This window comes from Comamonas sp. 4034 (assembly GCF_050434545.1).
GTDB classification, from domain to species: domain Bacteria; phylum Pseudomonadota; class Gammaproteobacteria; order Burkholderiales; family Burkholderiaceae_C; genus Comamonas; species Comamonas odontotermitis.
In genome coordinates this window covers 234,437-247,365 of the sequence record NZ_JBNDIT010000004.1, presented here as the reverse complement: position 1 = coordinate 247,365, position 12,929 = coordinate 234,437, and the positions used below count along the sequence as shown (strand labels likewise).

Below are 12,929 nucleotides of genomic sequence, written 5' to 3'. Positions count from 1 at the left end.
GTGCGGTACTTGCCAGCCATATTTAAGGGGTTTGCCGGCCTGGGCGTTGCCTGGTGCCGGCTCCCTACAATAGCGGCATGGATTCGAATGATTTGTTTGCCGCCCCGCCTGCGCCCACTTCCGCACACCTGCCACTGCTCAATGGGCTCAATGAAGAGCAGCTCGCCGCCGTCACCCTGCCTGCCGGCCACGCGCTGATCCTGGCTGGCGCCGGCTCCGGCAAGACGCGCGTGCTCACTACCCGCATTGCCTGGCTGCTGCAGACAGGCCGCGCCACGCCGGGTGGCATTCTGGCTGTCACCTTTACCAATAAGGCGGCCAAGGAAATGCTCACGCGCCTGTCTGCCATGCTGCCGATCAATGTGCGCGGCATGTGGATTGGCACATTCCACGGCCTGTGCAACCGCATGCTGCGTGCGCACCATAAATCGGCCAACCTGCCGCAAACCTTTCAGATTCTCGACACGCAGGATCAGCTCTCGGCGGTCAAGCGCTTGTGCAAGCAGTTCAATGTCGACGAGGAATCGCTGCCGCCCAAGCAACTGCAGTATTTCATCAGTGGCTGCAAGGAAGAGGGCCTGCGCCCGGCCGATGTGCAGGCGCGCGACATGGCAGAGCGCAAGAAGGTGGAGCTGTACCAGTTGTACGAAGAGCAGTGCCAGCGCGAAGGCGTGGTTGATTTTGGCGAGTTGATGCTGCGCAGCTATGAGCTGCTGCGCGACAACGCACCGATCCGCCAGCATTACCAGCACCGTTTCCGCCATATCCTGGTGGACGAGTTCCAGGATACGAACCGGCTGCAGTACCTGTGGCTCAAGCAACTGGCTGGCGATGTGGTGGGTGGGCGCTTTGAGTCAAGTAGCAGCGTGATTGCCGTGGGCGACGACGACCAGAGCATCTATGCCTTCCGTGGTGCGCGCGTGGGCAATATGCAGGATTTCGTGCGCGAATTCGATGTGCGCCAGCAGATCAAGCTGGAGCAGAACTACCGCAGCTACAGCAACATCCTCGATTCGGCCAACGCCCTCATCAGCCACAACAGCCACCGCCTGGGCAAGAACCTGCGCACCGATCAGGGGCCGGGCGAGCCGGTGCGGGTGTCGGAGAGCGTGACCGATCTGGCCGAGGCGCAGTGGATGGTGGACGAGATCAAGTCACTGGTCAAAAGCGACGATGTGGCGCGCAGCGAGATTGCCGTGCTCTACCGCAGCAATGCGCAAAGCCGGATTCTGGAAACCAGCCTGTTCAATGCAGGCGTGCCTTACCGGGTGTATGGGGGCCTGCGCTTTTTCGAACGGGCCGAAATCAAGCACGCGCTGGCCTATCTGCGACTTTTGGAAAACCCGCACGATGACACCAGCTTCATGCGGGTGGTGAATTTTCCGCCACGCGGCATTGGTGCGCGCACCACCGAGCAGTTGCAGGAAGGCGCGCAGGCGGCAGGCTGCTCGCTGTACGACGCGGTGACAGCCGTGGCGGGCAAGGCGGGCACCAAGCTGCAGGCTTTTGTGGCGCTGATCGATGTACTGCGCGAAGAAACCCAGGGCAAGACCTTGCGTGAGACGATCGAGAAGATGCTGCAGGCCAGTGGCCTGATCGAGCACTACCAGACGGAAAAGGAAGGTGCCGACCGCATCGACAACCTGGGTGAACTGGTGACCGCTGCCGAGAGCTTTGTCACGCAGGAAGGTTTTGGCAAGGATGCCGTCGCGATTCCGCTCGACGAGCAGGAGGCCATGGGCATTCCGGGTGCGGGCCAGAGCCCGGTGAGCCAGGGCCTGAACCCGGATGCGCCGGTACTGGACACGCCACTGCCGAATGCGCGGCCCGATGCGGGCAATGCGCAGATGATCAACCCTGACACCGGCGAGACCTTGTCGCCGTTGGTGGCCTTTTTGACGCACGCTGCACTGGAGGCGGGCGACAACCAGGCACAGGCCGGGCAGGACGCCGTGCAACTGATGACCGTACACGCCAGCAAGGGGCTGGAGTTTGACGCTGTGTTCATCGCAGGCCTGGAAGAGGGCCTGTTTCCCCATGAAAACGCGATGAGCGACATGGGCGGGCTGGAGGAAGAGCGCCGCCTGATGTATGTGGCGATCACCCGTGCGCGCAAGCGCCTCTACCTCTCCACATCGCAGACGCGCATGCTGCACGGCACCACGCGCTACAACGTGCGCAGCCGCTTTCTGGACGAACTGCCCGAAGAAGCGCTCAAATGGCTCACGCCCAGGCACTCGGGGTTTGGCAGCGGCATGGGCAGCCTTGCCTTTGGCTCCGGATCGGGCAGCGCACGCGGGGCGGGTACTGGCAGCTGGAATGCAGAGTCATCGATGAGCATGTGGGGCAAGACACCGATCCCTGCCCAAAAGGCCGAGCCCGCGCATGGCATCAAGGTGGGCATTCAGGTGTTTCACAACAAGTTCGGCGAAGGCAAGGTGTTGGCGGTGGAAGGCACAGGCGACGATGCGCGCGCGCAGGTGCATTTTCCGCGCCATGGCACCAAGTGGCTGGCGCTGTCGGTTGCCAAGCTCACGGTGGTGTAGGCTGGCTGCACCACTGACGGTATTGAATAAATAGCGTCTCTTTCCAGCTGCCGCTGCGATCATCTGCGGTAGTGTGCGCTTGCATATTGTTTGCGCATGCTGCTGCGCGTCGGTAGTGCCTGGGCGCATTGCCGAAAGTCCTTGCGGGCGCAGAAAATGGTTGCCTGGGATACTATATGGGTATCCCAAGGCAGTAACGGCTCACATCTGCGTGAGTCGCGCAGCAAGCTGTGCCTTGCCGGGTCAGCAGGCGATCACCGCAAGCTGCCTGAAATTGCTGCCCGGGATTCCCGGAGCACTTCCAGCCCGCCTGCGGCCATGGCCAAGCCGCCTTGCAGGCCTTTGGGGGACGATTTCCTGGCCGACAAGGAATCTTGCACATGTCTTCTTCCACCAGCGTTCGCCGCCACCAGGCCCTGCTGCAACTGTTTTCGCACCGCCAGCTGCGCGACAGCCTGAGCCTGGCGCCTCAGCCTTCGCTGCGCATTGCCCTCGTAGCGGCGCTGCAGGCAGCATTGGCGGTGCTGGTGGCACTGGCAGTGGCGCGCTTGTCACCATGGCCGCAACTGGTAGGCTATCCGGCGCTGGGTGCGTTGGCGGCCTTGTTCGGCCGCTTTGCGCCTGTCGAAAAGCGCATGCGCATTGTCGTGGTGTGTGCCGCGCTATTGGCGTTGGCCGTATTGATTCCATCGCTTGCGTCGCTGGCGGGTGCGCCACCATGGGCGATGATGGTGGTGCTGGCGCTGATTGCGGGGGGCTCGACCCTGGTTGTCAGCCGCTGGCAGCTAGGCGGTCCGGGCGCGGTCATTCTTGTGTTTGCGGCAGGTGCTTCGCTGGCGCCCGTTGCTACCTGGGGGGCGCTGGGCGGGCGCACCCTGGGCACTGTAGCTGGAGGGATCGTGGCCTGTCTCGTGTGCGGGGCCACAGACTGGATGCGCCGTGCCGAGCTGCCACGTATCCAGATGCCCGCTGCCGCTGTGCCATCGCTACGGGCGGGGTGGATGGCGGCAGGCCGCATCACCGCTGGTGCAGGGCTGTCGGCGGCCATTGCCCATGCCTTGGGGTGGCACCACCCGGCGTGGGCTGCCATCGGCGCCACGGCGGTCATGCAAGGGGCTCACCTGCACATCACCATGAACCGCGCGCTGCAACGCATGGCTGGCACTGTGGTTGGCGCAGTCGTGGTGGGGCTCATCCTGGCGCAGGAGCCGTCGTTCTGGTGGGTTGCGGTTTGCGTCGTTGCTTTTCAGTTTGTCACCGAGATCATCATTGGCTACAACTACGCGCTCGGCCAGATCACGGTCACGCCGATGGCGCTGTTGATGACCCATCTGGCCTCACCAGCGGCCAGCGTCGGCATGCCGCAGGAGCGGGTGATGGACACGATTTTGGGCGCGGCGCTGGGGATCGTCTTTGCCGTGGTTTTCTCGTCGATGGACGACCGGGCGCATTTGCGCAAGATGCATCAAAAACAATAGCAAAAGGCGCGCTCGGGAAGCGCGCCTGCGTGAAAATTCTATTGAAACTTGCGTTGCAACTCTGCCTTATTCCGCCGGGGTAGTGGGCAGTGCTGCTGGCTGCTCGGGTGCATCAAAGCAGTCTCGAAAGCTGAAGACCACCGAGACAAAGTACACCACCGACAGTACCAGCGAGCCTGCAATCAGCACAATTGCACCGCCCGCAACGCCAGCGACCGAGGCCACTATTCCGCCCAGCAGGCTCAGGGCAATGAGTGCGCCCACGTTCACCGCCAGCCACACCAGGCCATAGGTGGCAAATGCGCCGATGTTGCGCATGCAGGCCACCACACTGAAAAACAGTGCCTTCACAGCAGGCACGCGGTGCCAGTACACGAGGCCCGGAGCGTGCCAGAAAACAGCAGTCAGGGCCAGATACATCACCGTCATCGTGAGGGCAGCCAATTGCACGCCGGATTGGGTCAGTGCCTCCTGCTTGATCTGCTCTCCCAGAATGAACATGCGCGCGAACTCCCCGCCGTCAAACAGGGTGGAAAGCCCCACGGCCAGCAGCAGGCCAAGCACAAACAAGGCGCCCAGGATGACGAAGGACTTGCGCTGGGCTGGCTCCATGCGCATGGCCTGCAGCACCACCGGCAGCGTTGGTTTCTGGCCCTGCATGGTCAATGCTGCGCCCAGCATCATGCACAGTGAAAACAGGGGTACCAGGCCGAAAGTCAGTACAAAGCCGATCACGGGCACCGCGCCCACAATGCCCAGCACCAGAAAGCAGAAGAAGAACAGCGAGATGAGCGCTATGGGTTGCTGGCGAAAGGCCGCAAATCCATCACGCACCCAATGAACGCCCTGGGCGGCCGTTGCGATACGAAGTTTCATGCACAAAGCAGGCTGCAGCGTGTGGCCGCAGCACATCAATCAAAAAGGGGATGGTTCACTGTAACCCATGCCCGGATGGGCGGGGGCGCGTGAGGAATTGGCATGCCATGGGCAGTGGGCCGGGCAGGCCTGGCTACACCGGGGTGCATGGCTGGTCCCTATCAAAAAGAGAGCGGTTAGCGTGCAGTGCTGTTGAATTTTGATAATGTTTATGTTCAAAAATCAATAACGAAGAGCGCTGCCAGCTATCATTTTGTGGCGACTGGCGTGTTCAGCACGAATGGTGAGGCCAGGCGGGCACGCAGCACGCGCTCAAAGTGCGTGGGGTCGTGGGGCTTGAGCATCGAGGCCTCACGGGGCAGGTAGAAATCCCACAGGCGTGAGATCCAGAAGCGCAAGGCGCCGGCGCGCAGCATGGCAGGCAGCAGTTGGCGCTCTGGCGCGGTAAAGGGGCGCACCGCCTGGTAGGCCGCAAGCAGGGCGTCTGCGCGCGCCTGGTCGATGACACCAGTGGCAAGGTCGACACACCAGTCGTTCATCACAACGGCAATGTCGAACAGCAAGGTGTCGACACCAGCAAAGTAGAAATCGAAGATGCCGGTCATCTCGTCGCCGTCAAACATGGCGTTGTCGCGGAACAGATCGGCATGCACCGGGCCACGCGGCAGTGCCGTGTAGGCGGACGAGGCGGCAATGTGGTTCTGGTAGGCCAGCTCGCTCGTGAGCAGTTCGGCGGCGGGTTGCTCCAGATGCGGCAACACCACCGGCACGGTTTCGTTCCACCAGGGCAGGCCGCGCAGATTGGGCTGCTGGCGCGGAAAATCCTGGCCTGCCAGATGCATGCGGGCCAGCATGCCGCCCAGCGACTGGCAGTGCACCGCCTGCGGCGCCAGCTGGCTCTTGCCACGCAGCTTGTTGACGATGGCGGCGGGCTTGCCTTCCACCTGCAGCAGAATGTCGCCGGTCTTGCTTTCGGCCTGTGGATCGGGCACCGGAATACCGGCTTGTGCCAGGTGCTTCATCAGGTACAGGTAGAACGGCAGCTGGTCGGCGCGCAGGCGTTCGAACAGCGTCAGCACGTACTCGCCTTCGCTGGTGGTCAGGAAGTAATTGGTGTTTTCAATGCCGCCTTCAATGCCGCGCAGCGACACGAATTCGCCCAGGGGCACGCGTTTGAGCAGGGCTTTGGCAGCCTTGTCGGATACTTCGGTGAAAACAGCCATGTCGGGTCAGAGAGAAGGCGATGAAAGGGGGCACAACAAAAACAAAGCCAGCCGGCGCCGTTGCCTGGCTGGCTGTGCTGCTTGCCGCCAGGGGCGGCAAGTCACAAGGGGCTGATTATCGCAAGTCTGGGTCAGGTGCCTGATTTGATGCAGTGCGGCACTCAGAAATTGCCGATGTTCCAGACGCGCTTCTTGTTTTGCGTGTCGCCAAAGCCATCGGGACGGCTGCGGGCACCATCCGTGGGCTTGACCTCGTAAGCCGGCATGTTGCCTACCTTGGGTTGCACATGGATGCTTTGCGTCTGGCCCCCAATACGCACTTCGTCAATGCGGCTGCCAGCGTCTTCGACGTGGATGTACTCGGCCTTCTGGTTGTATTTGTCGTTGGACTCGGTCTTTTTCCCGGATTCGCTCTGGTTGGCGGCCGCAGGGGCGGGCTCTTGGGCAGGAGGCGGTGTCTGGGCATGGGCCGTTGCCAGCACCAGGGCCAGTGCAGAGGCGATCAAAGAAGTGGTTATAGCGCGCATAACAGGATTGTAATTTGTCACCCGGCCTTTGCGTAGCGGGCACAATGTCAATATGAGTAATCCTCCTACTTTAGTGCTGGTGGACGGTTCCAGCTACCTGTACCGTGCCTACCACGCCATGCCCGATCTGCGTGCCGTGCCCGGCGACCCTGCCAGCCCGGCAACGGGCGCCATTCGTGGCATGGTCAACATGATGCAGGCCCTGCGCAAGGATGTGCAGGCGGACTATGCCGTCTGCGTGTTCGACACGAGCGGCCCGACCTTCCGGGATCATCTGTATACCGAGTACAAGGCCACGCGCTCGCCGATGCCGGACGACCTGCGCAGCCAGATCGAGCCGATCCACGAAGTGGTGAAGCTGCTGGGCTGGAAGGTGGTGGCCGTGCCGGGCGTGGAGGCCGACGATGTGATCGCCACGCTGGCGCAGACAGCCGCCGCGCAAGGCATCCAGGTGATTGTCTCCAGCGGCGACAAGGATCTGAGCCAGCTGGTGAATGAGCATGTCACCATCATCGACACGATGAACGGCAAGAAGCGCGACGTGGCAGGCGTGATCGCAGAATTCGGGGTGCCGCCATCCCTGATGGTCGATTACCAGGCGCTGGTGGGCGATACCGTGGACAACGTGCCCGGTGTGGCCAAGGTCGGCCCCAAGACGGCCGCCAAGTGGCTGGAAGAGCACGGCTCGCTGGACAACCTCATTGCCAATGCCGCCAGCATCAAGGGCGTTGCAGGGCAGAACCTGCGAGACGCCATCGCCTCGGGCCAGTTGGCGCTGAGCCGCCAGTTGGTGACCATGAAGACCGACTGCGACCTGGCCGCGCACATTGTGGGTTTGCCGCAACTCGACGGCATCACCCTCGCCGAGCCAGACAGTGCAGGGCTTGCACCTTTCTACGAAAAATACGGTTTCAAGGGCCTGGCGCGCGCGCTCGGCGCGGCGGCCGCTGGCACGTCTTCGTCCAAAACGGAAAATGCCCAGAGCGGCCTTTTTGATGCCAACGATGCCGAAACCACCGAGATCGCCATCAACGCCCAGCAACGCGATGTGGTCTACCACACGATCCTGACCGAGACGGACCTGGATGCCTGGATCGCCAAAATTCAGGCAGCCGAACTGACCGCAATCGATACCGAAACCGATTCGCTCGATGAAATGGTGGCCCGGATCGTGGGCATCAGCTTCAGCGTCGCCATTGGCGAGGCCGCCTATATTCCGCTGCGCCACGAAGGGCTGGATGTGCCTGAGCAACTGCCGTTGGATGCGGTATTGACCAAGCTCAAGCCCTGGCTGGAGGATGCCAGCAGGAAGAAGCTGGGCCAGCACGTCAAATACGACCAGCATGTGTTTGCCAACCACGGCATCACGGTGCGAGGCTATGCCCACGACACCATGCTGCAAAGCTATGTGCTGGAGGCGGACCGGCCCCACAACCTGACCAGCCTTGCGCTGCGTCACACAGGGCGCACCGGCATCAGCTACGAAGACCTGTGCGGAAAGGGCAAAAGTCAGATTCCCTTCGCCCAGGTGGCTGTCGACAAGGCGGCTGCGTACAGCTGCGAGGATTCCGACCAGACCCTGAACGTGCACGAGGTGCTGTGGCCGCGCATCCAGGCCAACGCCGGCCTGCTGCACATCTACGAGTTGGAGATGCAGACCAGCGAAGCGCTGTTCCGCATCGAGCGCAATGGCGTGAGCATTGACGCGGGCGAGCTGGCGCGGCAGAGCAACGAGTTGGGCACGCGCATTCTGCAACTGGAAAACGAGGCCTACGACATCGCCGGCCAGCAGTTCAACCTGAGCAGCCCCAAGCAGCTGGGCGAGATCTTTTTTGACAAGCTGGGCTTGCCCGTGGTCAAGAAAACCGCCACCGGCGCGCGCAGTACCGACGAAGAAGTGCTGGAAAAGCTGGCCGAAGACTATCCGCTGCCCGCCAAGATCCTGGAGCACCGTTCGCTCTCCAAGCTCAAGGGCACCTATACCGACAAGCTGGCCCAGATGGCCTTGCCAAGCGATGGCCGGGTGCATACCCACTATGCGCAGGCCGTGGCGGTAACGGGTCGCCTGTCCAGCAACGACCCGAATCTGCAGAACATTCCCGTGCGCACCCCCGAAGGGCGCCGCATCCGCGAAGCCTTTGTTGCGCCCGAGGGCAAGCTCATTGCCAGTGCCGACTATTCGCAGATCGAGCTGCGCATCATGGCCCACCTCTCGGGTGACGAGGCCTTGCTCAACGCGTTCCGCGACGGGCTTGACGTGCACCGGGCCACCGCGTCCGAGGTGTTTGGCGTGCCGGTCGATCAGGTCAGCAGTGAGCAGCGCCGCTATGCCAAGGTCATCAATTTCGGGCTGATCTATGGCATGAGCAGCTTTGGTCTTGCCAAGAACCTGGGCATCGAAACCAAGGCTGCAGCTGCCTACATCGACAAATACTTCCAGCGCTACCCTGGCGTGAAGCGCTACATGGACCAGACCGTGGAGCTGGCGCATGCGCAAGGCTATGTGGAAACCGTGTTCGGACGCCGTCTGGTGCTGCCCGAGATCAACGGCGGCAATGGTCCGCGCAAGAAAGCAGCCGAGCGTGCCGCCATCAATGCGCCCATGCAGGGCACGGCGGCTGATCTGATCAAGAAGGCCATGGTGGCGGTGCAGGCCAAGCTGGACGTGGAAAAGCCCGGTGTCCTGGTCATCATGCAGGTGCATGACGAACTGGTTTTCGAGCTGCCTGCCGCCGAGCAGGATTGGGTCAAGGCCGAGATCCCGGCCCTCATGGCCGGTGTGGCAGAGCTGAAGGTGCCATTGCTGGCAGAAATCGGCTTTGGGCCGAACTGGGAAAAAGCCCATTGACGGGTAGTGCCCGGGTGCCTGGTTGCACCCGGGCAAGCCCACTCAGGACAAGCTCGACCAGAGCCCCGTGTACCGCACATGGTTTGGGAGTCATGGCGGTCGGTACGGCGAGTGTCATGGTCGGAAACGATGTGCAAACGCCTGAGCCTGCACAGCCTTGCCTTTTTCTGCCAGGGTTATTTTTATTATTGCAACAGAGTCGCAATAAGGTGCTACCATTTGCAGCTTCAAAATGGGTTTGGCGGTAGTTTTGCCATTCGCACTTTTATTTATTGGATAGTTTGCAATGACTTTGATAGCAATCGTGCTTGCGACGCTTGCCGCCGGCCTGGGCAGCGTATGGATTGCGGCCGCGTTGATGCGCAGTGGCATCGGCCGCGAAGACAGTCGTTTTGGTGCGCAGCACCTGCTCAGCCTGGCGGCGGGCGCTTTGCTGGCCACGGCCTTTGTGCATTTGCTGCCCGAGGCGTTCGAGAGCCAGATCAACCCCAAGGCGCTGTTCGTGACCTTGCTGCTGGGGCTGGTCTTCTTCTTTCTGCTGGACAAGGCCGAGCTTTGGCACCATGGTCATGAACACCGCCACGCGCCGCCCCAGGAGCGTGGCCACAGCCATGGTGATGGGCACCACGATCATGCTCCGGCCTCGCAAGGCCATGGGCATGCGCACCACCACAACACGGCGGGCGGCTGGTCGCTGCTGACGGGTGACAGCGTGCACTGTTTTGGCGACGGCATCCTGATCGCGTCCGCCTTCATGGCCGATATGCGCCTGGGCATCGTTGCCGCCATCTCGGTGCTGGCGCATGAGGTGCCGCACCATATGGGTGATCTGGTGGTATTGGCCGGCAATGACAACCGCAGCCAGCGCGGAGTGGCCTTGCTCAAGCTGTCGCTGGCGGGGGCGGTGACGGCATTGGGCGGTGTGGTGGGCTATTTTCTGGTCAGCTCGCTGGATGGCTTTCTGCCGTACTTTCTGGCCATCGCTTCGAGCAGCTTCATCTATGTGGCGCTGGCAGATCTGATCCCGCAGTTGCAGCGGCAGTTGACCGCTCGTCAAACCGTGCAGCAGGTCGCCTGGCTGGCGGTGGGGATGGTGGTGGTCAGCGCCGTGAGCACCTGGGCCCATGGCTCGCACGGTCATGCCGGCCACGACCATACCGAGCAGCATGAGGGCCATGGCGGCCACGAGGCGCACGATGGACATGAAGGGCACGCACACTGAAGGAGCTTTCGCGCTGTGGCGAGCGTTGAATCAAAAAGGCCTGCTGCGTAATGCAGCAGGCCTTTGCTTTCATTTTGATAGCTTATGGCGCTTATCCATCAAGCGATAGATGCCAGAAATTCAATGATTCTCCGGCTGGTGGCGCTGCACGGCCCAGCACACGCCGCCGATCATCAGCGCCGCGGCGGTCAGCTCCTGCCAGTTGGGGCCGCGTTGCAGGTAGATGAAGCTGTAGGAGAGCGCAAACAGGGTTTCGAACACGATCATCTGGCCTGACAGCGAAATAGGCAGCAATCGCGTGGCAGCGTTCCACATCCAGTTGCCAAACAGCGATGCGAGGATGGAGACCGCCAGGTTCACCAGCCAGAACATCTGCCAGCGCCCGGCATCCAGCTGCTGACCGCTGCGGGCCTGCCACCACAGCGCCAGGGGCCACAGCAGCACGCTCCAGATACCGACGGCCACGCCGCTCATCGACGACCATTCCAGTGCCGTGAAGCGGCCCGATTGCAGGTAATGCGCATTGCGAATGGCGTAGTGAGACCAGATGACGAGTGCGGCAAACGCCGCTGCCACACCGCCGAGCACGCGCCAGACCGGGCGTGCGGCCTCGTCTGCGGCCAGCAACTCATGGGCATTGATCAGCACAATGCCGGCGCACACGGTCAGCATGGGCCCCAGCAGGCGACGCAGGGGCAGGGCGCCCGCCTGCTTGCGGTTCATGATGGGCATGGCCAGCGGCACCATGCCGATGATGAGGGTGGTGATGGCCATGCCTGCCCACTGCACGCCGGTGGCCATCAGCACCAGATACAGAATGCTGCCGGTCAGGCCCAGGTACATCAGTGCACCCATATCGGCTCGCGTGACCCGTGGCCGCAGCCTGCGTACCAGCGGTGCAAGAATGAAGACCGACATCAGTCCGTACAGCATGAAGCGTGCGCTGGTGATGGCCAGAGGGTTGAAGTCCGGCAGCAGCGCGGGCACCAGCAGCATCGAGCCCCAGCAGGCCCCGGCAACGGCGGCGTAGGCCACCCCGCGCGGAATATTGGTGGCTGGCGAAAGGTGCAGCGGGCCGGGTGCTGCAGTGGAAGTGGGTGAAGCCCGGTTGCCGTCTGAGGGAGTGGATTGCATGGCACGAATGAAGGGATGGCTGGCACGGGTCAAGCCTCCCCGGGGCATGGCCCCAGTGGAGTGCCCAGGGTGCACTTTGCGCACTGCTGTCTGCCCCAGCCCTGAAAAGCGACATCCACACCCATGCGTCTCAGGGATGCCGTTGCCGGCAAGCCCTATGCACATATAGCAGTGAAACACCGCGAACATGCGCACCAGCGATGCGTATGCAAGGAGGATGATCGCCGGTATTGTCGCCCAGCTGCGCGTGCCCTGCCGCGACGGGGCTATCCCACCGTGCCCGCAGGGCTAGCGGCTTCTGGCCAGCAGGGCGCGCACCAGCGGCAGTTGACGGCGCGATACGCGCAGCACATCCTCAATGCCAAAGAGGCGCAATTGCCAGCCGTCGACATCGTCGGGATCGCTGGCCTTTTCCAGACTGCGGATGGCATCGGGCACCACCAATGCATTGCGGTGCACGCGCAGGTAGCGGTCGGCGTAGCGCTCTTCCAGCTCATTGAGGCTGCCTGACCAGAGGTATTCATGGGCCGAGGTACGCACGGTCACGTACTTGAACTCGGATTTGAAATACACCACCTCCGCCAGGCGCACGCGCTCGGTGTTGCCACGGTTGGTGATCAGCAGTGTTTCATCAGCGTCTGCGGCGGATTCGCTGCTGTCCTTGATATTTTTAGCAATTTTGACAGATCTGGCTTGCGCTAATAGCTCTACTTTTCGTAGCGCTGCATCCAGCCGTTCGCGGCGTACGGGTTTGGTGAGGTAGTCGATGGCACTGACTTCAAATGCCGACAGCGCATGCTCGGTGTGTGCGGTAACAAATACGATGGCAGGCGCGTGGGGCCAAGACTGAAGTACCTGTGCGAGTTCCATCCCGCTCTGACCAGGCATGTGGATGTCGAGTAAGGCCACGTCAAACGGTGCGCCCATGCTGGCAGCGCTGTCGATGGCGCGCAACGCTTCAGCGGCGTTGGCGGCTTCGAGGATGGCAGACGGGGCAGGGCAACGCTCTATCAGCAGGCGCCGCATCCGGCTGCGGGCCAGGGCTTCGTCATCAACAATCAGAATTCGCATGGGC

At 62.1% G+C, this 12,929-nt stretch carries 9 protein-coding genes; 4 read left to right on the top strand and 5 right to left on the bottom strand.

Features of this window, described 5'->3' with window-relative positions:
* Nucleotides 1-77 precede the first annotated feature (77 nt).
* Together ABIE32_RS06655 and ABIE32_RS06650 are read left to right on the top strand one after the other, a co-directional pair.
* The gene (locus ABIE32_RS06655) at nt 78-2,546 is read left to right on the top strand and encodes a UvrD-helicase domain-containing protein (RefSeq protein ID WP_429014850.1); all 2,469 of its coding nucleotides are present in this window, start codon (nt 78-80) and stop codon (nt 2,544-2,546) included.
* A gap of 380 nt (nt 2,547-2,926) precedes the next feature.
* Nucleotides 2,927-4,024, top strand: a complete 1,098-nt coding sequence (locus ABIE32_RS06650; protein ID WP_429014848.1) for an FUSC family protein — start codon at nt 2,927-2,929, stop codon at nt 4,022-4,024.
* A gap of 66 nt (nt 4,025-4,090) precedes the next feature.
* Here the strand turns inward: ABIE32_RS06650 and ABIE32_RS06645 are convergent, their stop codons facing one another.
* The 3 genes from ABIE32_RS06645 to ABIE32_RS06635 form a co-directional block, all read right to left on the bottom strand.
* Nucleotides 4,091-4,900: a BPSS1780 family membrane protein gene (locus tag ABIE32_RS06645; protein ID WP_224150042.1), complete on the bottom strand. Its 810-nt coding sequence runs from the start codon at nt 4,898-4,900 to the stop codon at nt 4,091-4,093.
* 248 nt (nt 4,901-5,148) lie between these two features.
* Nucleotides 5,149-6,123, bottom strand: coding sequence for a homoserine kinase (locus ABIE32_RS06640; RefSeq protein WP_429014847.1), 975 nt, complete (start codon nt 6,121-6,123; stop codon nt 5,149-5,151).
* Nucleotides 6,124-6,284: 161 nt separating this feature from the next.
* Nucleotides 6,285-6,650, bottom strand: coding sequence for a hypothetical protein (locus tag ABIE32_RS06635; protein WP_429014846.1), 366 nt, complete (start codon nt 6,648-6,650; stop codon nt 6,285-6,287).
* 52 nt (nt 6,651-6,702) lie between these two features.
* Between ABIE32_RS06635 and polA the strand changes: the two genes are divergently transcribed.
* Complete coding sequence (polA, locus tag ABIE32_RS06630; RefSeq protein ID WP_429014845.1) at nt 6,703-9,498, top strand: DNA polymerase I; 2,796 nt, start codon at nt 6,703-6,705, stop codon at nt 9,496-9,498.
* Nucleotides 9,499-9,784: 286 nt separating this feature from the next.
* Nucleotides 9,785-10,720: a ZIP family metal transporter gene (locus tag ABIE32_RS06625; protein ID WP_429014844.1), complete on the top strand. Its 936-nt coding sequence runs from the start codon at nt 9,785-9,787 to the stop codon at nt 10,718-10,720.
* A gap of 120 nt (nt 10,721-10,840) precedes the next feature.
* Here the strand turns inward: ABIE32_RS06625 and ABIE32_RS06620 are convergent, their stop codons facing one another.
* Nucleotides 10,841-11,854, bottom strand: a complete 1,014-nt coding sequence (locus tag ABIE32_RS06620) for a DMT family transporter (protein ID WP_224150037.1) — start codon at nt 11,852-11,854, stop codon at nt 10,841-10,843.
* A 288-nt stretch (nt 11,855-12,142) separates the two neighbouring features.
* On the bottom strand, nt 12,143-12,925 hold the full coding sequence (locus tag ABIE32_RS06615) for a LytR/AlgR family response regulator transcription factor (RefSeq protein ID WP_429014843.1): 783 nt from the start codon (nt 12,923-12,925) through the stop codon (nt 12,143-12,145).
* Between the last annotated feature and the right edge of the window lie 4 nt (nt 12,926-12,929).